This is a genomic window from Ornithinimicrobium sp. CNJ-824, from assembly GCF_001942405.1.
Taxonomy (GTDB): domain Bacteria; phylum Actinomycetota; class Actinomycetes; order Actinomycetales; family Dermatophilaceae; genus Ornithinicoccus; species Ornithinicoccus kibberensis.
This window is the reverse complement of record NZ_MKKA01000016.1, coordinates 22,586-45,863: the sequence shown is the minus strand read 5'-3', so window position 1 is coordinate 45,863 and position 23,278 is coordinate 22,586. Positions and strand designations below refer to the sequence as shown.

Below are 23,278 nucleotides of genomic sequence, written 5' to 3'. Positions count from 1 at the left end.
TGCCCACGCTCTCCGGGTCGCGATCCTCGCCTCGCTCGTGCTGAGCCGGGTGCTGGACCTGACGGGCTGGGGCGACGTGCTCATGATCCTCGCCGCCGTCGTGGCCGGGACCCCCGTCGTGCTCAAGGCCTGGCGGGCGCTGACCGCCCGCGTCGTCGGCATCGACCTGCTCGTCTCGATCGCCGCGATCGGCGCCGTGATCATCGGCAACTACTGGGAGGCGGCCGCGGTCACCTTCCTCTTCGCCGTCGGCCACGGCCTGGAGGCCGCCACCCTCAACAAGACCCGGTCGACGCTGGCCGAGCTCGTCGCGGTCGCGCCCGACGTGGCCGTCGTGCTGCGCGACGGCGAGCAGGTCGAGGTGCCGGCCGCCCAGGTGGGCACCGGCGAGACCGTCCTCGTCAAGAACGGCACCAAGGTGCCGGTCGACGGCACCGTGTCCGGTGGCACCGGGGCCCTCGACGAGGCCTCCATCACCGGCGAGTCCATCCCGGTCGAGAAGTCGGCCGGCGACCAGGTGTTCGCCGGCACGATCGCCACCGGCGGGTTCCTCCAGGTCACCGCGACCGGCGTGGGCACGGACACGACGCTGGCCCGCATCATCCACCGGGTCGAGGAGGCCCAGGACGCCAAGGCGCGGACGCAGGCGTTCATGGACCGGTTCTCCGCCTGGTACACCCCCGCGATCATCGTGCTCGCGCTCGGCGTGGGCCTGCTGACGCAGGACGTCGTCCTCGCGCTGACCCTGCTCGTCATCGGCTGCCCCGGGGCCCTGGTCATCTCCATCCCGGTCTCGATCGTCGCCGGCATCGGCCGCGGCGCCAAGGACGGCATCCTCATCAAAGGCGGGGAGTTCCTCGAGACCTCCGCGAAGATCGACGCGGTCGCGCTGGACAAGACCGGCACCCTCACCGAGGGCCGTCCGCGGCTGACCGACGTGGTGGTCCTGGGCGACCTCGACCGCGACGACGTGCTGCAGCTGGCCGCCCGCGCCGAGGCCGGGTCGGAGCACCCCCTGGCCCGCCCGGTCCTGGAGGCCGCCGCGGCCGAGGGCCTGCGGGTCCCCGGCCTGCCCGAGCACACCGAGCCGGTGCCCGGCAAGGGCGTCGTCGCCACGCTGGCCGGCTCGCGCGTGGCCGTGGGCAACCTGGCCCTGGTCGCGGGAGAGCAGGACGTCGCCGCGACCGACGGGCCGGGGGGCGACCTCTCCCGCGCGGCTCAGGTCGTCGAGGAGCTGGCCGCCGCCGGCCGGACCCCCATGGTCGTCGCCCGCGACGGCCGCGTCCTCGGCGTCGTGGCCGTCGCCGACCGGGTCCGGGACGACGCCCCCGAGATGGTGCGTCGCCTGCACGCCTCCGGCGTGAAGAAGGTCGTCATGCTGACCGGCGACATCGAGCCGGTCGCCCGTGCCGTCGGCGCCGCCGTCGGGGTGGACGAGGTCCGTGCCGGCCTGCTGCCCGAGGACAAGCTCGAGGCGGTCGAGGACCTGCGGCGCCAGGGCTACGTCGTGGCCATGGTCGGCGACGGCGTCAACGACGCCCCTGCGCTGGCCACCGCCGACATCGGCGTGGCGATGGGTGCCGCGGGCACCGGGGTGGCCATCGAGACGGCCGACATCGCGCTCATGAAGGACGACCTGCTCAAGCTGCCCGAAGCGGTCTCGCTGGCCCGCCGCACCGTGAACAACATGCGGCAGAACATCGCGGTCGCGCTGCTGACGGTCGCCGCGCTCCTGGCCGGCGTGCTCTTCGGCGGCGTCACCATGGCGATCGGCATGCTCGTGCACGAGGTCTCGGTGCTCGTCGTCATCGTCAACGCGATGCGGCTGCTGCGCCGCCACCGCGGCACGGACGTCCGGTCGCAGGACGACCACCGCGGCCCGGGCCGCTCCGCCGGCGTGGCCCCGTCGGAGGACGACGCACCGTCGGCCGGCACCGTCAGGCAGGCACAGGCCTCGAACCCTGTCAGCGCCTGACGGTCCCGCCCGGCCCCACGGGGTGAGGTCGGGTAGGTCGGACCTCCATCGCCGGACAGGGCGATGGAGGTCCTTCCTCGCCGACCTCACCTTTGTCCGGGGTGACGGCGGAGCACCGCGAGCGGAGAGTGCTCCGCGGAGCAGCCCCATGCCACGAGCACCGTGTGGGCGGCTCAGGCCTGGGCCCGCAGGTACCTCCCGAAGTGCGGCACGGTGAACGCGATCCGGCCCCGCTCGCCGCTGTAGATCAGCCCCTTCTTGAGCAGGGCGTCCCGGGCCGGCGACAGCGACTGCGGCTTGCGGCCCAGGTGGGCGGCGATGTCGGCGGTGGCCACCGAGCCGACCTCGTCCACCTCCTGACCGGCCTCGACCTGCTGGGCGGCCAGGTCGGCCATGGCCCGCAGGTACTCCCGCTCCCCCGGCGTCGCCCGCTCGTAGCGCGAGCCGAAGAAGCCCACCGCCAGCTCCTCCTCGGCGTCGGGCGCGGCGACCCGCACGTCCTCGGCGGTGATCGGCGACCGCGGGGCCAGGTCCCAGACCTCCTTGCCGTAGGCCTGGATGAAGTAGGGGTAGCCACCGGTCGCGGCATACATCGCCTCGAGAGCGTCCTGCGCCCACTCGGCGTCCTCGTCCGCGGCGGGGTTCTGCAGCGCGCGGACCGCCTCCTCGCGGGAGAGCCGGTCGATCCGGTTGTAGCGGAACAACCGTTCGGAGTAGGACTTGCTCGCCGACAGCACCGCCGGCAGGTGCGGCAGCCCGGCCCCGACGACGATGACCGGCAGCGCCGACTGGCTCAGCTCGTGACAGGCCGCGCAGACGGCCGAGACGTCCTCGGGCGCCAGGTCCTGCATCTCGTCGATGAAGACGGCCACGCCCTTGCCGACGTCCGCGGCCAGCCCGCCCACGTCGGTGAACAGCTCGACGAGGTCGATCTCGATGTCGCCGGAGTCGGCCCGGCCGCTGATCGCGGGGACGTCGATGCCGGGGTTCCACCGGTCGCGCAGCTTGGCGCCGGGCTGGTCCTTCTGCGCGAACGCCTTGATGACACCCAGGACGTGGTCGAGCTCCTCTCCCCTGGGGTGGCCCAGCTCACGCACGGCCACGTGGAGGGCGGCGGCCATCGGCCGGCGCATGCCCTGGTCGGGCCGCGCCTCGTACTTGCCGGTCCCCCACCGCGCCCGCACCGCCGTGCTGCGCAGGGCGTTGAGCAGGACGGTCTTGCCCACGCCCCGCAGCCCGGTGAGGATCATCGAGCGCTCGGGACGGCCCCGCTGGATGCGTTCGAGCACGACCTGGAAGCGCTGGAGCTGCTCGTCGCGGCCGGCGAGCTCGGGCGGGCGCTGGCCGGCGCCGGGGGCGTAGGGGTTTCGGATCGGATCCACCATCGGACCGTATGCCTTTCTCTAGCGTGGGAGGCAGAGACACGCAGAGAGAAGCAGAGGCGACGCTCGCTCGCACCGTCTCCTCCCCTCTAGGCACCCGGCTAGAGTGGGACAGATGCGCCCAGAAGACCTCTCCCGGGTCCCGCTCGGGGAGCGCCTCACCGTCCGCCACCAGCTGGCCGACGGGCGGGCCAGCGACGTCGTGGGGCACCTCGTGGGGCGCGACGAGCAGACCCTGGTCCTCGACACGCGCCGCGGCCGGGCGGTCGTCCGGCTGACGGACGTCGTCGTGGCGCGGGTCGTCCGGGCCGTCCCGTGGCGGGTGGCCACCTTCCTCGAGCGCGCCGAGGTGGCGGTGCTCGACCTGGACGGGGTGCTGCGCGACTTCGACACCGAGGGCCACGTCGGCCGCGCCGCCGCCGAGCTGGGCACCGACCTGGAGGGCCTGCTCGAGGTTGCCTTCGGCATCGACGAGGCGATGGCCATGCTCACCGGGCGCTGCACGCACGCGGAGTGGGTGCAGGCCCTCGAGACCAGGCTGCTGGACGACGGTCACCATCCGCCCGCGGTCGAGCGGCTGATGACCGTCTGGGTCGAGGACCGGGGCACCCCGGTCGCCCCGACGACCGAGCTGGTCGACCGGCTGTCCGCGGCCGGGACGCCGGTGTTCGTCTTCACCAACGGCACCGACCGGGTGCCCGAGGAGCTGGAGCACATCGGCCTGGGCCACCTGGTGCCCGCCCTGATCAACGCCTGCGACCTGGGCGTGGCCAAGCCCGACCCCGAGGCGTATGCGGTCGCGCACGCCGAGATCGAACGTCGCCTCGGGCGCACGGTCGGCCGGGAGCAGGTGCGTTTCACCGACGACCGGCCGCACAACGTCGAGGCGGCCCGGGAGTTCGGCTGGCAGGCCCGGATCTTCACCCCGCCGTCCTGACGGGCACCGTTGTGCACGGCTGATGTGTCACAGCGGTCGCCGGGATGACCGATGTGACACAACACCTGGGTACATCGGTCGGGAGAGACGCCTCCCCCGTCAGAGGACGGTGGGCTCCCCGTCGCCCTCGGCGGCCATCGCCTTGCCCTGACGCTTCCAGGCCTGCATGCCCCCGTCGACGTTGACCACGTCGAACCCCTGCATGACCAGCCACTGCACGGTCCGGCCCGAGCGGCTGCCGGTGCGGCAGATGACGGGCAGCGACTCGTCGGTGATCGGGACCTCGTCGAGCCGCGCGGGCACGTCACCCATGGGCAGGTGGATGGCACCGGGGGCGTGCCCGGCGGCGAACTCGTCGTGCTCGCGCACGTCCACCACGAGGGCGTCGTCGGGGATCTCGTCGACGGAGACGGTGGGGATCTCGCTCATGCGGGCCATCCTCCCACCGCGACCGACCGGGCTCCACCGCAGCGGGAACCCCCGCTACCGCAGCAGCCGGGACATCCGCCGGTCGGCCAGCTCCTTGCCACCGGTCTGGCAGGTGGGGCAGTACTGCAGCGAACGGTCGGCGAAGGAGACCTCCCGCACCGTGTCCCCGCAGACGGGGCACGCCTCGCCGGTGCGCCCGTGGACGTTCATCCCGGCCCGCTTGGCGTCCTTGAGCTCGGCGGCCGGCCGCCCCTCCGCCGCCATCACCGCGGCGGTCAGCGTCGTGCGCAGCGCCTCGTAGAGCCGGGCCACCTCCTCCTCGGTGAGCGCGGCGGCGATCGCGAACGGCGACAGCCGGGCCGCGTGCAGCACCTCGTCGGAGTAGGCGTTGCCCACGCCCGCCAGCACCGACTGGTCGCGCAGCAGCCCCTTGACCTGGGTGCGCCGGCCCTCGAGGAGCGCGGCGAACTGCTCGGGCCCGAAGTCGTCGGCCAGCGGGTCCGGCCCGAGGGAGGCGATGCCGGGGACCGCGGAGGGGTCGGGCACGACATACGCCGCCAGGCCCTTGCGCGTGCCCGCCTCGGTGAGGTCGAAGCCGGAGTCGTCGTCGAGCCGGACGCGCAGGGCGATCGGGGACTTCCCGGGGCGGACGCGGGTGGCGGGGACCTGCTCGTACCACCGCAGCCAGCCCGCCCGGGCCAGGTGGAAGACCAGGTGGGTGCCGTCGACGTCCAGGTCGACAAACTTGCCGTGCCGGTGCACCCCGTCGACCGGGCGGCCCACGAGCGAGTCCGGCGGCGGGTCGAAGGTCTTGAGCACCGCGATCGAGCCCAGCTCGACGTCGGTGACGACCCGGCCGACGGCACGACCGCCGAGGAAGTCCACGAGGGCCTGCACCTCGGGCAGCTCAGGCATCCTCGCCCTCCTCCACCTCGCGTCCGGGACGGCGGCCAGCCCGCTGCCCGGGTCGGGCGTGGCCGGCCCGTCGACCTCCCGGCGGCGCTGGCGGGCCGCGACGAGCAGCTGGTGCAGGCCGTAGCCGTTGGGCGCCTTGAGCATCGGGGCCTTGGCCCGCTTGCCCAGCAGCTCGTCGGTGGCCACCGGCAGACCGCTGGAGAGCACCTGCTCGGCGGGGGTCAGCTCGCGGATGCAGATCGCCTCGACCGCGTCCGGGTGCTCGGCCGCCAGGGTGCCGTAGATGACGGGGTCGTGCTGGCCGTCATCGCCGACGAGGATCCAGCGGATGTGCGGGAACTCCTCGACCAGCCGGCGCAGCTCGCGCTCCTTGTGCTCCTGCCCGGAGCGGAACCACCCGGTGTTCGTCGGCCCCCAGTCGGTCAGCAGCATCGGGCCCACGGGGTAGTCGTGCCGCCGCAGGAAACGGGTCAGCGCCGGCGCCGTGTTCCAGGCTCCTGTGGAGAGGTAGAACAGCGGCATCCGCGGGTCCTCGGCGACCAGCGCGCGGTACATCGAGCCCATCCCGGGCACCCGCTCGCGCACCATCTCCGAGCGGACGAAGGTGTTCCAGCCGGCGATGAGGATACGTGGAAGGTGGGTGATCATCACCGTGTCGTCGATGTCGCTGACCAGCCCCACCTCGGCCCCGGGGTCGACGACGTGGACGGACACCGTGACCGAGTCGCCGTTGGGAAGGGAGACGCTCGCGTCGTGCCAGCCCGGGGCCAGCCCGTGGCCGGGCACCTCGACGTCGACGTAGCCGCCCCGGTCGCTGGTCGTGGTGACCGTGGCCCGCCCCATCCGGACGACGACCTCGGCACCGACCTCGGGGGCGGTGAGGAAGACGCGCCAGCCCCGCTGGGCGATGTCGAGCAGCGAGTCCTGCGCGTGGGTCAGGGCGGTGCGTTCGTGCGGGTCGTGGCGCGACAGGACGACCCGGGCGAACACGCGGGCCCGCTCGGTGCTGGCGTAGCCGGTGTAGCCGAACAGCCGCTGCTGCCACCCGCGCTTCACCAGGGACGACCCGACCCGGGCGCGGACGGAGTCCTCCAGCCGGGCAGCGATGTGGGGGCGCGCCATGGGGATCAGACTAGCGGCGCCCACCGTCAGGTATGCGGCGCGCGTGCGCCTCGGCGCCTGCGTCAGTCGGCCGCGGCGACGGAGGCGTCGTGCTCGGCCTCCTGCCGGGCGGCCTCCTCGGCCGCCGCCTGCTCCTCGGCGGCGCGCTCGGCCTCCCGCCGCTCGCGGGCCGCCGCGGCACCGGGCGCACCCTCGACGGTGCCGGCCTCCAGGGCGACCTGCTCGACCGCGACCCAGGTGGGACCGTCGACGACGCCGGTGACCTCCAGGCCGGCCGCCTGCTGGACCTGCCGGACCGCCTCGGCGGTCATCGGGCCGAAGCTGCCGTCGGTCTCCAGGTCGAGCAGCCGCTGGAGCAGCGCCACGGCGCCGCCGGCGTGGTCGCCGTCGGGCCGGAGGGCGCCGTCCGGGTCGGCGACCCGGTCGAGGTCGCCCTGCTCCAGCGCCACGTCCCGCACGGCGGAGGTCGGGTGGGCGGCGCGCTCGGCGGTCAGCCAGGTCAGCGGGGTGACCACGGCGGCATCCTCGGCCCGGCGGTCGGCCTGTGCCTGCAGCACGGGCACGGTCGCCTCCCACTCGGCCAGCGCGGCCGCGGTGATCGGGCCGAAGCTGCCGTCCGTCTCGACGCCGAGGAACTCCTGGAGGACCTTGACGGCCTCGCCGGTGTCCCCCTGGGCGCGGGTGGTGCGCAGGTGGGGCGTGAAGGCCGTGGTCTGCCAGTCGGCCCGCTCGGGGGGTCGGACCGTCGCGGGCAGCTCGCCCAGCTCCCAGCCGAGCAGCGCGGCGTAGGTGAAGTCGTCGGCGATGCCGGTCACGGGAAGGTCGTGCTCGGTCTGCCAGGTGATGAGCTCGGTCCGGGTGCGGTCGTCGAGCACGCCGCTGACCGGCAGCCCGAGCTGCTCCTGGAGCATCGCCACGCCGCCGCCGGACTCCCCGGGGCGCACGCGCTGCATACCCGTGGCCGGGGCCGCCGCCAACGCCGCCTGCTCGCACGCGGTGACGCGGGGCAGCTGGTGCAGCGGGGCGTACTGGCCCGGGACCACGTCGCACGGGCCCAGGTCGGGCTCGGTCACGGCGACGCCCGTCCACCACGAGGTGCGCATCTGGGCACCGTCCCAGGTGAACGAGAAGTGGATGTGGTCGGTGTGCGGGGTGCCGGTGTAGAACTGCCATCCGCGGCCGTCGCCGTGCCAGATGAGGCCGTTCCAGATGAGGTACTCCAGGCCGAACCGGTCGGCCATCTCGCCGTCGTTGTCGGTGAGCCACACGATGACCGAGTCGGCGATCTGCCGGTCGGCGGGGTCGAAGGCGTTGAGCGGCCAGTCCAGGCCGCGGCCGTCGTGGTGGAAGCTGGCGTAGTCGATGCAGGGCCGGGAGCCGAACCACGTGGGCCGGTCGTAGTGGCCGGTCACGAGCAGCGCGAAGGCGACCACCCCGGGGCGGTCGACCGGGTCGCAGGAGACCTGCTGGGCGAACGGACCGCGCTCGTCGACCTCGACCGGCAGGGCCTCGTTGACCGGCGGCTGCGGGACCACGGCCGGGTCGGCCGGGACCGGGGAGAAGACGGCCGGCCCGCCCGCGTTGCCGTTGGGCACGTAGCCGGTCGCCGTCGGTGGCGGGGAGACGGGCGCCGGAGCGGGGGCGGGCTCGGTCGTGCCCTGGTCAGCAGGCGGGACGGCGGGGTCGGCGGGTTCCACGGCCGGGTCGACCGGCTGGGCGGGGACACCGCCCTGAGGGTCGACGGGCACCGGCTCGGGGTTGGCCAGGGCCGGCGAACCCCCGAGGGCCAGGCGCCGGCGAGCAGGGCCGTCGCGCTCCACCGGGCGGCTGCGGCCACCGTGCTCCGGCGGGATCCCCCTGCTGCTGACATCGCTGCTCTGCTTCCTGTCACCACTGACGACCTGCACGAGACCCGTCACGGGGGCCCGCGTCGAGGCAACTCTATGCCGCCGTCGGCCCCCTGACCAGAGGGTTCGCACCCTCTTTGCCCTCCTGTGACCAACCAGTCACGGGGCGTGCGTCCCACCTGCCACATGGGCCCCATTCAGGGCTCCCCGGACACGGCGGACGGGCCACCCCCGAGGGGATGGCCCGTCCGTCGTCGTGCGTTACTTCGGCCGGCGGCCGCTCAGCGGGTCACAGCCCGTTGACGCGGTCCTCCGGTGCCTCGAGGTTGGGGTGGGCGTCGAGGTAGTTGACGAAGTTCGCCAGGTCCTCGGGCCCGCCGACGAGGTTGGTGCCCTCGGTGAAGGCACTGAAGCTGTCACCGCCCTCGGCGAGGAAGTTGAGCGTCGACACCTGATAGGTCGCGGTCAGGTCGATCGAGGTGCCGTTCAGCTCCATGGATCCGGGGACGACCGAGTTGGTCGAGGGGTCCCACGTGTAGGTGAACCCCTCGGACACGCCGAGCGCCAGCATGGTCCTGCTGCGGTCCGGGTTGTACTGCTGGTTCAGCACGTCCATGATCTGCTGCCCGGTCATGTCGATGGTGACGAGGTAGTTGCCGAAAGGCATCACAGCGTAGGCCTCGCGGTAGGTGATCGGGCCTTCGTCGAGGCTGGCGCGAACGCCACCGACGTTCATGAAGGCGATGTCACCACCGGCCGCCTCCTCGCCCCACCAGTGGATGGAGTCGGCGACCAGGTCGGCCATCGGGGTCTCGATGCCGCGGTCCCCGCCTGCATCACCGGTGATCGGCTCCGCCGCCGAGCCGACGGGCTGGCTGCCGACATAGTCGGCCTGGGCGGTCCAGTACTCCACTATGGCGGCGACCTCGGGGTCAGGGGTCACCTCGGCGGTGTCCACCACGTGGTTGGCGACGGTGAGGCTCTCCCGGATCACGTCCTTGGTCCTGCGATCCACCTGGAAGGTCGTCTGGCTCAGGACGCGGCCCCAGTCGCCAGGCCCGGCCACTGCACGCTGCCCACCGGAGCCATCCGGCAGCATGCAGGCAAATCCGCTGTGCGTGTGCCCGGTGAGCAGCACGTCCACCTCGGAGGAGGTTGCGGCGTTGATGTCGACGATGGGGCCGGTCAGATCCTCACAACCGGCATTGACGTCCTCCGACGTGATCGCGTCGGCGTAGACCCCGTCGTCGTAGCCTCCCTCGTGGACCAACCCGACGATGGCTTCGACCCCCCGTCTCTGGAGCTCTGCCGCGTACCTGTTCATGGCCTCGGCCTCGTCCAGGAAGGTCACGTCCGCGACGCCGCTGGGCGAAACCAGCGTGGGGGTCTCGTCGGTCACGACGCCGATGAAACCGACCTTGACACCCCTGATGTTCTCGATCGTGTACGGAGGCAGGATCGGCTCCCTGCTGTCGTTCCACACGACGTTGGCCGCCAGGTAGGGGAAGTCGGCGCCGGCGTAGGCGGTCTCCCCGAACTGCCCGAGCTCGGGGTGGTTTCCACCCTCGACCATGCGCATGAGCTCGGTGACGCCTTCGTCGAACTCGTGGTTACCGACAGCCGAAGCATCCAGACCCATGGCGTTGAGGATCTCGACCGTCGGCTCGTCCTGGAAGAGACCGGAGTCGAAGGTCGACCCTCCGATGCTGTCGCCGGACGACACCGTGAACGTCGTCCCCTCGAAGTCTCCACGCAGGTCGTTGACCAGACCGGCGAGATAGGCAGCACCACCGTAGGTTCCGAGGTAGACCTCAGTCTCGTCGTCGAGCTCCTTGTAGAGGTCCATCGGTTGCAGGTGCCCGTGGAAATCGCTGAACTGCAGGAGCTGGACGTCGACCGGCTGCTGCCCGGGGGGCGTGCCCTTCTTGCCGCTGTTGTTGCCCCGGCCCTTGTTGGGGTTGTCGGCCTTGTCGTGCCCCTTGGCCTTGCCGTGGGGGGCGGTGTGGGCCTTCTCGTTGGCCTTGTCGCTGGGCGCTGCGACCGCGGTGGCGCCGACCATGGAGGTGGCCGTCACCGCGGCGAGCGCGAGGGCGAGAGTTCGCTTCATTGCTGGATCTTCTCCCTGATGCTGTTCGTGGGGGACCGTCGCACGGTACCCCGTCCCCGAGCCACCGACGACCGTACCCGCCGACCGCCCGCTTGTCTTCCCCCTGCGTTCATCCGGGCGACACCGACGGTTCCCGGTCTGCGGCCCCAGTCATTCGACCGTCTTTAGACAAACACTTGCCAAACCTTCGTGGAGAGGTTCATTCTGAGATCACCGGGTCGACGCCGACCCCCACCCACCAGGAGGAACCCCATGAAGAAGATCGCCGGCCTCGCGACCGCCACCGCCCTCGCCCTCACCGCCCTGGCGCGCCCGCCGCCAGCGCCGCCCCCGCGGGCAAGCCCGACACCGCCTGCATGCAGGCCGGGATCGCCACCCTCAAGGAGGTGGGCCTGTTCTCCACCGTGGCCAAGGAGGGCCTGCCCATCGCGACGGCCGTCACCGCGGGCGCCACCGTCCGTGAGGGCGCCGACATCTCCGGCCTGCCCGAGGTCCTGCCCCTGTCGGTCGTCCTTGCCGACCACCGCGCCGGCGACGACAGCCTCTTCGTCTACCCCTGGTGCAACTGAAGCCTGCTACCGATCCCCGCACGGTCCGCGCCCAGGGCCCGGAGCACCATGCTCCGGGCCCCCGGTGCGTTCCGCCCCGCACGACCGACCTGACTGTCCAGCCTCCGTCCAACCCTCGGGCTAGGCTGGGGCACCACCACCCCGCAGGTCGACCCCGAACCCGAACCCAGGAGGTGCCATGACGGTCCGCTACACGGTCAAGCAGGTCAGCGGACTCACCGGCGTCGCGGCCGACCGGCTCCGCGCGTGGGAGCGTCGATACGGCGTCGTCGAGCCGGGGCGCAGCGAGTCGCGCTACCGCCTCTACGACGACGTGGACGTGGCCCGTCTCCGCAAGATGGCCGAGCTGGTCCAGGCCGGCACCCCGGCCTCCCTCGCCGCCGAGCAGGTCCGCGACCTCCGGGCCATCACCGGCCGCGACGGCACCGTCTCCCTCGTCCGCGCGGGCTCCCCCGGCCGCGGCGGCGAACGGTCCACCGGTCGCGACGGGGCCCCACGCTCCGACGACGGGCAGACTCCGGCGCCGACGTCCGAGGGCGGCGCGTCCCGCCGGGACGGATGGGTCACCCTGGACCTGTCCTCCACCGGCCTGCCCCCGGTCGAGGCGCTCATCCCGCCCGCCCGCTCCCTCGACCGCATCAGCCTGGACCGGACGCTCGACCAGGCCTTCTCCGTCGGCTCCTTCGAGCTCGTCTTCGAGCGCTGGCTGACCCCGGCGCTCGCCCGCCTGGGCAAGGCCTGGGCGGACGGCCTCATCGACGTGGGCGGCGAGCACTTCGTCAGCGCCGCCGTCCACCGGCGGCTGAGCAGGGCCTTCGAGGCGGCCGGCCCCCAGGACGGCGGCCCCGTCGTCATCATCGGCCTGCCACCCGGCGCCATGCACGAGCTGGGCTCTCTCGCCCTGGCCACCTGCCTGCGCCGCCTGGGCGCCGACGTGCGCTACCTCGGCCGGGACCTGCCGGTCACCAGCTGGACGCACGCGGTCGAGCAGCTGCGGCCGGCCGCGGTCACCGTGTCGGTCCCGGTCACCAGCGACGACGCGAGCGCCCAGGTCCTCGTCGAGGTGCTCGCCCGCACCCCGGAACCCCCGGCGATCTACGTCGGCGGCCGTGGCTGCGGGACGGACTGGCCAGAGGAGCTCGGCGTGACCCGTCTCGAGGGCGGCGTCGTCGAGGCCGCCCGGGCAATGGTCGCCGAGCTGCGCTGACCCGCCGGCCCCGGCGTCACCGCCCTTCGGGGCGTCACCGCCTCCGGGCGAGCGCCTTCCCGAGGGCGAGCAGCCCCATACCCGCACCCACGCCGGCCGCGACCTTCGGGCCGATCTCGCGGACCGGGTCCGGCGAGGCGTCGGCCATCGCCAGCCGCACCGCCTCGCGGTAGGGCGTGCGCCCACCCTCGGGCTCGCCGACCAGCTCGACGATGTCGTCCTCCTTGCACACCACCTCGTGCACGAGCGACCCGACGAGCGGCTTGGCCACCCCCGAGGCCACCGGGGTCACCAGGCCGACCCAGTGCCCCGCCAGCCACGGCGTCAGCACGGGCAGCGTGACGATGAACCGCCGGCGCATGCCGGTGACCTCGGCGAAGGCCTGCATCATCTCCTCGTAGGTCAGCACGTCGGGCCCGCCGATGTCGAAGGTCCGGTCGACGTCCGCCGGCAGGGAGGCCGCGCCGACGAGGTAGTGCAGGACGTCGTCGATCGCGATCGGCTGGATGCGGTTGTGCAGCCACTTCGGCGCGACCATGGCCGGCAGCCGACCGGTGAGGTAGCGCAGCATCTGGAAGCTCACCGACCCCTCGCCGATGACCACGGCCGCCTGCAGCACGGCGGTCGGGACGCCGGAGTCGAGCAGGATGTCCCCGACCTCGACCCGCGAGGCCAGGTGCGAGGACAGCTCGCCGTCGGGGTGCAGGCCGGAGAGGTAGACCAGCCGCGAGACGCCCGCGGCCAGCGCCGCCGAGGCGAACGTGCGGGCCATCCGCCGGTCCCGCTCCCGGAAGTCACCCTCCCCGTCCATCGAGTGGAGCAGGTAGTAGGCGACCGCCACCCCCTCCATCGCCCGGCGCACGTCGTCGGCGTCCTGGGCGTCGCCCTCGACGACCTCGACCCGGTCGGCCCAGTCCTCGGTCAGCCGGCCGGCCGAGCGGGTCAGCACGCGCACCCGGTAGCCGGCGTCGAGCAGCCGCGGCACGAGCAGGCCGCCGATGTAGCCGGTCGCCCCCGTGACGAGCGCGAGGGAGCCGGGTCCGGGCGGTCCGCCGAGCAGGTCGGCGTCGAGGTCGGTCGGGGCGGGTGCGGCGTGCTCGGTCATCGGGACTCCAGGTGGGAGGAGGGAGTATGCGGTGTCAGCGCAGCAGGGACATCAGGGGTGGCAGGAGGAGCAGCATGCCGGCGGACCAGGTGATGTGGGTGATGATCGGGGCCAGCACGCCGCCGGTGACCCGGCGCTGCAGGGAGCAGACGACCCCGATGAGCACGGCGGCGAAGACGAGGAGGGGCACGCCGACGGCGACCGTCACCACGGCATACACGACGACGTTGCCGACGACCGCCCAGTGCCGGGGCAGGGCGGCGTAGAGGGCCCCGCGGAAGAAGAGCTCCTCGGCGACCCCGTTGAAGACGGTGATGACCAGGACCACCCACAGCACCCCGGCGCGGGCGTGGTCGAGCAGGCCCTCGACGGGCTCGGCCAGCAGGGGGACCCGCGAGACGAGCAGCGCCCCGGCGAGGAAGAACGCCAGCAGCAGCACGCCCAGGGCGATGGGCTGTACGACCGGGACGACGTAGTGGGTGCCCTCGCGGGTGTTGGCGCGGCCGCGGCGCAGCGGGCCCGAGGCGAAGGCTCCCCCGGCCCACACGACCGCGAGGACCGCCGTGCCGTAGTAGAACGTCGGGTCGCCCGGGGGCAGCGACAGCGACCACCACAGCAGCACGGCGCCGACGGCCAGGGTGAGGACGACGACCACGCGGCGGCGCCGGACGACCTCCGGCGGGTCCTCGGACCGGCCGGGGACCGGCTTGACCAGCGCCGCCTCGACGAAGTCGCGGAGCTCGTCGGCGACCTCACGAACCGGGTTCACCGTCGGGTCAGAGGTTCTCGTCGAGGAACTCGCGGGCCACCTCTGCCGGGTCCTGGCCATCGGTGACGACCTGGACCATCATCTCGGTGAGGTTCTCGGTCGTCAGCGCGTCGGAGACCTCGTTGAGCGCCTCCTCCACCGTGCCGTTGACCTTCTCGGTGCTGATGAGCGGCACGACGTTCTGCGCGGCGAAGAGCGACTCGGGGTCCTCGAGCACGACGAGGTCGTTCTCCTCGATCGCCGGGTCGGTGGTGAAGATGTTGGCCACGTCGACCTGGCCGTTGACCAGCGACTGGACGGTCAGGGTGGCCCCGGCCGACAGCGAGCGGAACTGCGCGAACTCCAGCCCGTAGACCTCGCGCAGGCCGTCGACGCCGTTGGGACGTGACTCGAACTCCGGCGGCCCGCCGAGGACCAGCTCCCCGGCGTGCGGCTCGAGGTCGGCGATGGAGGTCAGCCCGAGCTCGTCGGCGGTCTCGCTGGTGACGACGAGGGAGTCCTTGTCCTCGGCCTCGCTGATCTGCAGCAGCTGCAGCCCGTCCGGCAGGTTCTCCTGCGCCTCGGCGAGGACCTCCTCGGAGGAGGTCACGGTGATCTCGGGGTTGAGGTAGGTGGCCAGGCCGCCGGTGTACTCCGGGATGAGGTCGATCGACCCGTCCTCCAGGCCGGCCATGTAGGTCTCGCGGCTGCCGATGTTGAGCGTGGTGGACACCTCGACGCCGGCGTCGGAGAGCGCGCCGGCGTAGATCTCCGCGAGCAGGACGTTCTCGGGGAAGTTGGCCGAGCCGACGACGACCTCGCCGACGTCACCACCCCCCGCAGCCGCGTCGTCGGTCGAGCCGTCGTCGTCGGTGGAGCCGCCGTCCTCGGCCGAGCCCTCGCTCTCGGGGGTCTCGGCGTCCAGCGGGTCTCCGCCGCCGCCGCAGGCGCTCAGCGGGACCAGGGCGGCGACGGTCAGGGCCAGGATCGAGCTGCGCTTCATCAGGGTTCCTCCGCGGTGGTGGATGTCGGGGACCAGCGTGCCACAGCAGGCTCCGCGCGGCTCCTCAGGCGGGGAGCCCCAGGATCCCGAGGACCTCGCGCAGGTCGGTGATCCGGCGGGCGTCGGGGGCGTCCAGCGGGATCCCGGGCGTCTCCAGCAGGACGCCGGGGATCCCGGCCGCGAGCGCCGCCGCCACGTCGCCGGGGCGGTCGCCGACGGCCAGGACGTCGGCGGCGTCGAGCCCGTGTCGGCGCAGCAGCTCCAGCGGCATCTCCGGGTCGGGCTTGCGGGCGAAGCCGTCGGGGGCGCAAACCATGTCGTCCACGTCCAGGTCGAGGGTGCGCAGCAGCTGCGTCGCGCTCTCCCGGTCGCGGTGGGTCGCGACGAGGTTGAGCCCGCCCGCCGCCGTCACCGCCGCCAGCACCTCGTGCGCCCCGGCCACGGCGGGAGGGGGGTCGGTGCGCCAGGTCTCCTTGGTCCTCTCGTATGCCGTGCGCAGCCGGGTCTCGGGGACGCCGTGCCGGCGGGCCAGCGTCTCGATCGCGTGGCCGCTGGAGACGCGGGTGAGCCCGGCGACCTCGCGCAGCTCGTCCTCGCCCACCGCGTCCTCGCCGTGGACGGCGACGGCCAGCGCCCGGTCGACGTCGGGGTAGCTGTCGACGAGGGTGCCGCCGAGGTCCCAGATGACAGATCTCATGGGGCCATTGTGGCTACCCGGCGGAGGCGTGGCGCAGCCCCGGCGAGACGGCGGCCCGCTGGACGAGCGCCAGGACCTGGTCGACGAGGAGCGCCAGGGCGGCGACGGCGATCGAGCCGCCGGCCATCATCGCGTAGTCGCGGCTGGCCTGGCCGTCGATGAGGAACCGGCCCAGCCCGCCCAGCCCCACGATCGCGGCGATGGTGGCCGTGCCGATGATCTGCAGCATCGCCGACCGCAGCCCGGACATGATGAGCGGCAGCGCGCCGGGCACCTCGACCTGGCGGAGCACCTGGGCGCCGGTCATCCCCATCCCGCGGGCTGCGTCCCGGGCCGCCGGGTCGGTGGCCTGGACGCCGGCGTAGGTGCCCGACAGGATCGGCGGGATCGCCAGGAGCACGAGGACGATGAGCGCGGGCGCCTCGTAGGCCCACTCCCCGCGCAGACGGGGCAGGAGGAGCAGCACGGCGATGAACAGCACACCGAGCGAGGGGATGGCCCGGAAGGCGCCGGTGAGGTTGACGGCCAGCCAGCGCAGCCGCCCGGTGTGCCCGACCCACAGGCCGATCGGGACGGCGACGGCCGCGGCCGCCAGGAGGGCGAGGAAGGAGTAGCGCAGGTGGGCCAGCGACTGGGCGAGGATGCCGCCCTGGCCGGTCCAGTTCGCCGGGTCCAGGAGCCACTGGAAGGTCTGGCCGATCATGCGCCCGCCCCGCTCCGCAGCCAGGGGGTCAGCACCTTGGACAGACCGGCGATCGCCGCGTCGAGGGTCACCGCTAGCACCACGCAGGCGAGCACCCCGACGACGATCGGGCCCATCGCGTTGCGGTTGAACCCGTCGGTGAACAGCATCCCCAGCTGGCTGACGCCGATGAGGGCGGCGATGGAGACGATCGAGACGTTGCTGACCGCGGCGACCCGCAGGCCCGCGGTGATGACCGGCACCGCCAGCGGCAGGTCGACCGACACGACCCGGCGCAGCTCGCCGTAGCCCATCGCGGTCGCGGCCTGACGCACGTGCCCCGGCACCGAGCCGAACCCGTCGGCGACCGTGCGGGTCAGCAGGGCGACCGTGTAGAGGGTCATCGCGACCAGCACGTTGGCGTCGTCGAGGATCCGGGTGCCCAGGATCAGCGGCAGCATGATGAACAGCGCCAGCGAGGGGATCGTGTAGAGCAGCGAGGTGCCGGCCACGACAGGGGTCTGCAGCCAGCGGCTGCGCGCGGCCAGCCACCCCAGGGGCAGGCTGACGAGCAGCCCCAGCAGCAGCGGCACCCCCGCCAGGTAGAGGTGACGCAGCGTCAGCTCGCCCAGCGTCTCCCAGGCGACGCCGCCGATCACGGGGCCTCCTCCGGGCTGCCCGGCGGGGTGGCCACGTGGCCCTCGCGACGCATCGCGGCGAGCACCTGGTCCGCGGTAACGGTGCCCACGAGGTGCCCGTCCTCGACGACCACGCCCCGCCCGCTCGGCGAGGACAGCGCCGCGTCCAGCAGCGTCCGGGCGCTCGCGCCGGCCTCGGCGACGGTGCCGAACCGCCGGACCTTCTCGGCCGGCACCGGACCGCCCCAGCCGGCGACGTCGACCCAGCCCTGCGGCATACCCTCGTCGTCGGCGACCAGCACCCAGCCGGACCCGGCCGCCACGTTCTCGCCCACGCGCACGGTCCGCTCCGGACGCACGGCCACGTCGGGGGCGGCGAAGCTCAGCGCCCGGTAGCCGCGGTCCTTGCCCACGAAGTCCGCGACGAAGTCGTCGGCCGGCTCGGCCAGCAGCTCGGCCGGGGAGGCGAACTGGGCCAGGTGCCCGCCGTAGCCCATCACCGCGATCTTGTCGCCCAGCGTGAGCGCCTCGTCGATGTCGTGGGTCACCATGACGATCGTGATGCCCAGGTCCTGCTGCAGGCGGCGGACCTCGGCCTGCAGGTCGCCGCGGACGATCGGGTCGACCGCGCTGAACGGCTCGTCCATGAGCACCACGGTGGGGTCGCCGGCGAGCGCCCGCGCCACCCCGACCCGCTGCTGCTGGCCGCCGGAGAGCTGCGCGGGGTAGCGCTTGGCCTGGTCCTGGGTGAGGCCGACCTTCTCGATCGCCTCGATCGCCGCCGCGCGCGCCTTCCCGCGGTCCCAGCCGAGCAGCCGCGGCACGGTCATGACGTTGGCCAGCACGGTGCGGTGGGGGAAGAGGCCGGCGTGCTGGATGACGTAGCCGATGTGCCGCCTCAGCTGGGCCGCCGGGCGCTGGGAGATGTCCTCGCCCTCGAGCAGGATCCGGCCGGACGTCGGCTCGACCATCCGGTTGATCATCCGCAGGCTGGTCGTCTTGCCGCAGCCGGAGGGCCCGACGAGGACGGTGATCCCGCCGCGCGGCACCTCCAGCGACAGGTCGTCGACGGCGACGGTGCCGTCGGCATACCTCTTGGTGACGTCCTCGAACCGGATCATGGGGTCAGACGCTATCGGCTGGGTCGCCCTCCGGCCTCCCGGCGTGTCGCGCACTGTGCAGCCGGCGCTCGGGCGTCTGCCACCCCCGTCCCGGCGTGTCGCGCACCGTGCAGCCGGCGCTCGGGCGTCTGCCACCCCCGTCCCGGCGTGTCGCGCACCGTGCAGCCGGCGCTGCGGCGTGTCGCGTGCTGGGGCACGGTTCTTGCACAGGCCGTCCCGGCGTGTCACGCACAGGACGTGGGCCGAGCCACCCGAGCCCGCCCGTCTAGTCTCGGCGGGGTGACGAACCCCCAGAACGACCGTGCCAGGGCCGTCGTCGACGGCGCCGACGTGCTGCTCGTCGACTTCGACGGGCCCCTCGCCCGGATCTTCCCCGGCACCACCTGGCTGGAGGTGTCGGCGGACCTGCGCCGGTATGCCGTGGAGCGCGCCGGTGCCCACCTCGCCCCGGTGCTGGGGGACGAGCCGGACCACGTGCAGGTGCTGCGGATGATCGGCGAGCACGCGCCGCAGGTCGCTGGCGACGCCGCCGACGTGGTGACCCGCATCGAGCTCGAGGCCGCGCGGACGGCCCCGCTCCAGCCGGGGGCCCTGGAGTTCCTCGACGAGGCGCTGGCCCGGTCGGCCCGTGTCTTCGTCGTCACCAACAACGACCCGGGCGTCGTTCCCGCCGTGCTCGACCGGCACGTGCCGGGGCTGACCGCCCGGCTCGACGGGGTGCACGGCCGCACGGCCGGCCGCACCGACGACCTCAAGCCCGCCCCCGACCTGCTCCTGCGGGCGCTGGCCCAGGTCACGGTGCAGCTGCCCTCCGTCTTCCTCGGCGACTCGGTCACCGACGTCCTGGCCGGCGACGCCGCCGGTGTCCCGGTCGTCGGCGTGGCCCAGGACGCGCAGCGACGCGACGACCTCCTGGCGGCCGGGGCCCGGGCCGTGGTCGCCGACCTGGGGGAGCTGCTGCATACCCCGGGGGACGGTCCGGCGTGAGCGGCCCCCGGCCTCGCGAGATACTGGCCGGATGTCGATGGATCCCGTCTCCGAGGACCGCTTCGCCATGATCGAGCGCATGGCGGACACCGTGCTGCCCACCCGGCACGGGACCTTCCGGATGACGGCCTACCGGGACGACACCGGCGAGGAGCACGTCGTCGTCAGCGTCGGCATCCACGACGACGACCCCGTGGACGCCCCGGCCCCGCTCGTGCGCGTCCACTCCGAGTGCCTCACCGGGGACGCCCTGGGCTCGCGGCGGTGCGACTGCGGCGAGCAGCTCCAGCACGCGCTGCACCTCATCGCGCAGGAGGGCCGCGGCGCGGTGGTCTACGTCCGCGGGCACGAGGGGCGCGGCATCGGCCTGGCCGAGAAGCTGCGTGCCTACGAGCTGCAGGACGCCGGGGTCGACACCGTCGACGCCAACCTGCGCCTCGGGCACCCGGCCGACGCCCGGACCTACGACCAGTCCGCCGCGATGCTCGCCGACCTCGGCGTGCGGTCGGTGCGCCTGCTGTCGTCCAACCCGGCCAAGGAGCAGGCGCTGACCGGCCTCGGCATCACCATCGAGGAGCGGCGGCCGCTCATCGTGCCGACGCGGCCGGAGAACGAGCGCTACCTGGAGACCAAGCGCGAGCGGATGGGGCACGACCGGGACGCCCTCGACGAGTGGCAGCTGCTCCTGGCCGGCCGGGTGCCTCCGACGGGGTGCTGGCCGACCGCTACGGCCCGCTGGTCGCGGGCGGCGCGCGGCGCCCCTGGTGCTGGCCCAGCTCGGGCAGAGCATCGACGGGTTCATCGCCAGCCGGACCGGCGACGCGGAGTACGTCACCGGCGACGCCGACCGCGAGCACCTCCACCGTCTGCGCGCGCTCGTGGACGCCGTCGTCGTGGGCGCCGCCACCGTGGCCGCGGACGACGCCCGGCTCACCGTCCGGGCGGTCCCCGGCGACAACCCCGTCCGCGTCGTGCTCGACCCGCGGGGCGTCCTGCCGCAGGACACCGCCACCCTCACCGACGGCGCCGCCGCGACCCTGTGGGTGGTCGGGCCGGAGGTCGAGGTCCCCGACGGGCTCGCCGACCACGTCGAGGTCGTCCGCTGGGAGGACGACGGTCCGATGGCTCCCCACCAGGTCCTGGACCTGCTCGCGGCTCGCGGGCTGACCCGGGTGCTCGTCGAGGGGGGCGGGCGCCTGGTCTCGGCGTTCGTCGAGGCGGGTGCCGTCGACCGGCTGTTCCTCACCACGGCCCCCGTGCTCATCGGGGACGGCGTCCCCGGCCTGCGGGTCGGCGGGACCGACCGGCTGGCCGACGCGCTGCGGCCGGCCGCCCGTCGGTGGGTGCTGGGCGAGGACGTCGTCACCGAGTTCGTGCTGAGGGACGGCGCGCCCGAGGGCGGGGCCACGGGGCGGGGCGTGACCTCACGCCCCCCGCTGCGCTCCGTCGGCCACGTCCCGGCCGAGGACGAGCAGGTCCACGTGGTCGACCCGGACCCGCAGGGCGCCTGACTCCATCTGCGGGGCACGTCGGGCCTGCCACTCGCGCAGCGCCTCGGCGGACGCGGGCTCCTGCCCGGCGGCGTCCCCGACCCGCTCCTGGAGCCAGCGCACCAGCAGCTCGCGGTGCCGGCCGTCCGGCCCCGGCAGGTCCCACGGCGTCCGCGCGGCCACCACCCGCAGCCCCCGTTCCTGCAGCATCCCCGTCAGGACCGTCGGGGCGTCCGGCCCGGGACGTCCGTCCCGCCGCTGGTGGTCGTCGAACGCCCGCGCCAGCACGTCGTCGACCGGGTCGGACGGCTCCCAGCGCACCTGCCCGGTGACCGACAGCGACAGCAGCGCCAGCCCTCCGGTCGCGGCGACGCAGTCCGCGAGGGCGGCCAGGTCGGCCGTCGTCAGCACGTCGAGCACGGCGTTGGCCACCACGACCGCGGCAGGGTCGGCCGGACCCCCGAGCCCTGCCACCGCCGCGGGCAGGTCCGCCAGCCCGCAGTGGATGCGGCGCGCGCCGTCGTGCCGGGGGTGGTCCAGCAGCTCCCGGTCGTGGTCGACGCAGACCCACTCCTGCTCGACCGGCAGCCGCGGCGACAGGTACCTCCGGTTCGCCCCCGTCCCGGCCCCGACGTCGACGATCCGCACCGGCCCCTGGTCGCGGCCCGGTCCGCGCAGGTGGGAGACCAGCCGCTCCAGCAGGTCGGCGGCCCCCCGGTCCCGCGCCTCCGCGTCGGCGGCCCACCGCAGGTCCAGCCAGTCGGGGCTGGCCCGCTGCGCCGGCTCGGTCGTCATCGCCCCAGTCTGGCGAGTGCGGCGTCCATCCGCTCGGCGGTCCGGTCCCATCCGCACAGCCGTCCCCGGCGCGACACCGCCGCCTCGCGCCACGCCCGTCGCAGGTCCGCGCTGGTCAGCCACTCCCGCAGCACCTCCGCCAACGGCCCCGGCCCGGTAACGTCGACGGCCGCTCCGGGAGCACCGCCCGCCGGCGGGTGCCCCGCCACGCCTGCCTCCCCCGCCAGCGCCTCGACCGCGCCCGTCCCGGCCGCCACCACCGTGGGTATGCCGTGCGCGTGCGCCTCGACCACGACCATCCCGTAGGTCTCGCTCCTCGAGGGGTGCACGAGCAGGTCGGTCGCCGCCCACGTGCGCTCCAGCGCCTCGCCGGTCATCGGCCCGGGCCAGTCGACCCGGTCGGCCAGCCCGAGCCCCTCGGCCAGCCGGAGCAGCCGGTCGAGCTGCTCGGGGTCGGGGGCGGGGCCGACGCACCGCGCGGCCCACGGCAGGTCACGCACCCGGGCCAGCGCCTCGAGCAGCACGCCGTGGTTCTTTCCCGGCGTGACCGCCCCCAGGGCCAGCAGCTGCGGACCGCGCGGCGGCGGCGTGCCCCCGGCGAGCGGGGCCGGCTCCGCGCCGGGCTCGGCGACCGCCACCTCCTCCAGCCCGTAGCGCCCCCGCAGGTCCTCCGCCGCGAAGCGGCTCGTCGCCACGACCGCGCCTGCGGCCCGCAGCGCCCGGGCCTCCGACCGGTCCATCGCCGCGGCGTCCTCCCCGCTCGCCCCGGCCCCCTCCGACAGCACGGCGTGCACGAGCACCGCCGTCGGCCGCCGGGCGGCGCACCGCTCCACGACCTCCGGCGCCGCGCACCCGACCAGCCCGTCGAGCAGCACGGGCCCGCCGCCCTCCCCGCTGTCGTGACACATCGGTCGTCGGGACGACCGATGAGTCACAGGAGCGGAGGGAGCCCCGAGCAGCACGTCCGCCAGCCCGGCCAGGTCCTCCCCCGTCGGCCGCGGCCACGACCCGGGCACCGCCTCCACGTGCACCTCGCGGCCCCGGGCCCGCCACGCGGCGGCGAGGAGCGCGTCATACCGGTCCCCGCCGCTGGGCTCCCCCGCCGGCCGCGCGGGCACGACGAAGGTCAGCGGCGCCGCGCGTCCGGGACTCACCCCGTCAGGTCCCGCCGGTAGCTCGCCCACGCGTCCGGGTGCTCCCGCAGCGTCACCGTCAGCGCCTCGAGCCCCGTGGTGTCGACGGCCTCGGCCAGCCGGTCGGCCACCCACCGGGCCATCACCTCGGTCGTGGTGAGCATCCCGGCGAACTCCGCCATCTCGTCGAGGTTGCCGTAGGCGATCCGCCCCAGCACGCCCTTGAGCGCCTCGGTCGCCGCGCCGATGTCCATCACCACCCGTGCTCGTCGAGGTCGGGCCGCTCGAAGGTCGCCTCGACGACGTAGGTCACCCCGTGCAACCCCTGCGCCGGGCCGAAGAACGGGACGGGCAGCGAGTGGGCCAGCATGACGTGGTCGCGGACGGTG

The 23,278-nt window shown here is 74.0% G+C and carries 20 protein-coding genes and 3 pseudogenes; 7 read left to right on the top strand and 16 right to left on the bottom strand.

The features are described from left to right. Positions 1 to 37 precede the first annotated feature (37 nt). Complete coding sequence (locus tag BJF81_RS08105) at positions 38 to 1,975, top strand: heavy metal translocating P-type ATPase (RefSeq protein WP_446740549.1); 1,938 nt, start codon at positions 38 to 40, stop codon at positions 1,973 to 1,975. A gap of 173 nt (positions 1,976 to 2,148) precedes the next feature. On the opposite strand, the gene BJF81_RS08100 is transcribed toward BJF81_RS08105, so the two are convergent. Next, a complete protein-coding gene (locus BJF81_RS08100; protein ID WP_075957922.1) occupies positions 2,149 to 3,357 on the bottom strand; it encodes an ATP-binding protein in 1,209 nt (402 codons plus the stop codon). 115 nt (positions 3,358 to 3,472) lie between these two features. On the opposite strand from BJF81_RS08100, the gene BJF81_RS08095 reads away from it, so the two are divergent. Then, entirely contained in the window at positions 3,473 to 4,294 is an 822-nt protein-coding gene (locus tag BJF81_RS08095; RefSeq protein ID WP_075957913.1) for an HAD family hydrolase, read from the top strand. A gap of 99 nt (positions 4,295 to 4,393) precedes the next feature. Here the strand turns inward: BJF81_RS08095 and BJF81_RS08090 are convergent, their stop codons facing one another. The 5 genes and pseudogenes from BJF81_RS08090 to BJF81_RS08070 all read right to left on the bottom strand — a co-directional run bounded on the left by BJF81_RS08090 (position 4,394) and on the right by BJF81_RS08070 (position 10,714). Next, positions 4,394 to 4,723: a rhodanese-like domain-containing protein gene (locus tag BJF81_RS08090; protein ID WP_083664087.1), complete on the bottom strand. Its 330-nt coding sequence runs from the start codon at positions 4,721 to 4,723 to the stop codon at positions 4,394 to 4,396. Between the two features lie 54 nt (positions 4,724 to 4,777). Continuing rightward, positions 4,778 to 5,638: an Fpg/Nei family DNA glycosylase gene (locus BJF81_RS08085; protein WP_075957921.1), complete on the bottom strand. Its 861-nt coding sequence runs from the start codon at positions 5,636 to 5,638 to the stop codon at positions 4,778 to 4,780. A gap of 237 nt (positions 5,639 to 5,875) precedes the next feature. Continuing rightward, positions 5,876 to 6,481 (bottom strand): annotated as a pseudogene (locus BJF81_RS20935) (App1 family protein); the annotation flags it as partial. 341 nt (positions 6,482 to 6,822) lie between these two features. Further along, complete coding sequence (locus BJF81_RS08075) at positions 6,823 to 8,580, bottom strand: peptidoglycan-binding domain-containing protein (RefSeq protein ID WP_075957911.1); 1,758 nt, start codon at positions 8,578 to 8,580, stop codon at positions 6,823 to 6,825. Between the two features lie 316 nt (positions 8,581 to 8,896). Beyond that, on the bottom strand, positions 8,897 to 10,714 hold the full coding sequence (locus tag BJF81_RS08070) for a bifunctional metallophosphatase/5'-nucleotidase (protein WP_075957910.1): 1,818 nt from the start codon (positions 10,712 to 10,714) through the stop codon (positions 8,897 to 8,899). Positions 10,715 to 11,070: 356 nt separating this feature from the next. Here BJF81_RS08070 and BJF81_RS08065 point away from each other — a divergent pair, with 356 nt between their 5' ends. Beyond that, positions 11,071 to 11,283, top strand: a complete 213-nt coding sequence (locus BJF81_RS08065) for a hypothetical protein (protein WP_075957909.1) — start codon at positions 11,071 to 11,073, stop codon at positions 11,281 to 11,283. A 178-nt stretch (positions 11,284 to 11,461) separates the two neighbouring features. Further along, positions 11,462 to 12,490, top strand: coding sequence for a MerR family transcriptional regulator (locus BJF81_RS08060; RefSeq protein WP_075957908.1), 1,029 nt, complete (start codon positions 11,462 to 11,464; stop codon positions 12,488 to 12,490). Positions 12,491 to 12,524: 34 nt separating this feature from the next. Here BJF81_RS08060 and BJF81_RS08055 read toward each other — a convergent pair whose 3' ends face one another. From BJF81_RS08055 to BJF81_RS08025, 7 genes are all read right to left on the bottom strand, one after another. Beyond that, a complete protein-coding gene (locus BJF81_RS08055; protein ID WP_083664086.1) occupies positions 12,525 to 13,595 on the bottom strand; it encodes an NAD(P)H-binding protein in 1,071 nt (356 codons plus the stop codon). Positions 13,596 to 13,629: 34 nt separating this feature from the next. Beyond that, entirely contained in the window at positions 13,630 to 14,364 is a 735-nt protein-coding gene (locus BJF81_RS08050; protein WP_075957907.1) for a CPBP family intramembrane glutamic endopeptidase, read from the bottom strand. Between the two features lie 7 nt (positions 14,365 to 14,371). Continuing rightward, positions 14,372 to 15,346 carry an ABC transporter substrate-binding protein gene (locus BJF81_RS08045; protein WP_075957906.1) on the bottom strand — a complete coding sequence of 325 codons (975 nt, stop codon included), beginning with the start codon at positions 15,344 to 15,346 and terminating at the stop codon, positions 14,372 to 14,374. Positions 15,347 to 15,410: 64 nt separating this feature from the next. Then, a complete protein-coding gene (locus tag BJF81_RS08040; RefSeq protein ID WP_075957905.1) occupies positions 15,411 to 16,043 on the bottom strand; it encodes an HAD-IA family hydrolase in 633 nt (210 codons plus the stop codon). A 13-nt stretch (positions 16,044 to 16,056) separates the two neighbouring features. Continuing rightward, complete coding sequence (locus BJF81_RS08035) at positions 16,057 to 16,746, bottom strand: ABC transporter permease (RefSeq protein WP_075957904.1); 690 nt, start codon at positions 16,744 to 16,746, stop codon at positions 16,057 to 16,059. Further along, the gene (locus BJF81_RS08030; protein WP_075957903.1) at positions 16,743 to 17,384 is read right to left on the bottom strand and encodes an ABC transporter permease; all 642 of its coding nucleotides are present in this window, start codon (positions 17,382 to 17,384) and stop codon (positions 16,743 to 16,745) included. Before BJF81_RS08030 ends, BJF81_RS08035 begins: the two co-directional genes overlap by 4 nt. Beyond that, positions 17,381 to 18,484, bottom strand: a complete 1,104-nt coding sequence (locus BJF81_RS08025; protein WP_075957902.1) for an ABC transporter ATP-binding protein — start codon at positions 18,482 to 18,484, stop codon at positions 17,381 to 17,383. Before BJF81_RS08025 ends, BJF81_RS08030 begins: the two co-directional genes overlap by 4 nt. Before the next feature lie 279 nt (positions 18,485 to 18,763). On the opposite strand from BJF81_RS08025, the gene BJF81_RS08020 reads away from it, so the two are divergent. The 3 genes and pseudogenes from BJF81_RS08020 (at position 18,764) to BJF81_RS19415 (ending at position 20,982) form a co-directional block, all read left to right on the top strand. After that, positions 18,764 to 19,471 (top strand): HAD family hydrolase, encoded by a 708-nt coding sequence (locus BJF81_RS08020; protein WP_075957901.1) that lies wholly within the window; start codon positions 18,764 to 18,766, stop codon positions 19,469 to 19,471. Between the two features lie 31 nt (positions 19,472 to 19,502). Next, positions 19,503 to 20,066, top strand: a pseudogene (locus BJF81_RS19420) (GTP cyclohydrolase II); the annotation flags it as partial. Between the two features lie 169 nt (positions 20,067 to 20,235). After that, entirely contained in the window at positions 20,236 to 20,982 is a 747-nt protein-coding gene (locus tag BJF81_RS19415) for a RibD family protein (RefSeq protein WP_075957900.1), read from the top strand. On the opposite strand, the gene BJF81_RS08005 is transcribed toward BJF81_RS19415, so the two are convergent. The 3 genes and pseudogenes from BJF81_RS08005 to BJF81_RS07995 form a co-directional block, all read right to left on the bottom strand. Next, the gene (locus BJF81_RS08005; protein ID WP_075957899.1) at positions 20,896 to 21,756 is read right to left on the bottom strand and encodes a hypothetical protein; all 861 of its coding nucleotides are present in this window, start codon (positions 21,754 to 21,756) and stop codon (positions 20,896 to 20,898) included. The two genes, BJF81_RS19415 and BJF81_RS08005, sit on opposite strands and share 87 nt — an antisense overlap. After that, positions 21,753 to 22,910: a glycosyltransferase family 4 protein gene (locus BJF81_RS08000; RefSeq protein WP_075957898.1), complete on the bottom strand. Its 1,158-nt coding sequence runs from the start codon at positions 22,908 to 22,910 to the stop codon at positions 21,753 to 21,755. The genes BJF81_RS08005 and BJF81_RS08000 overlap by 4 nt, the downstream gene beginning before the upstream one ends. Beyond that, positions 22,907 to 23,259: pseudogene (locus BJF81_RS07995) on the bottom strand (6-pyruvoyl trahydropterin synthase family protein). The gene BJF81_RS08000 and the pseudogene BJF81_RS07995 overlap by 4 nt, the downstream one beginning before the upstream one ends. Positions 23,260 to 23,278: the final 19 nt, after the last annotated feature.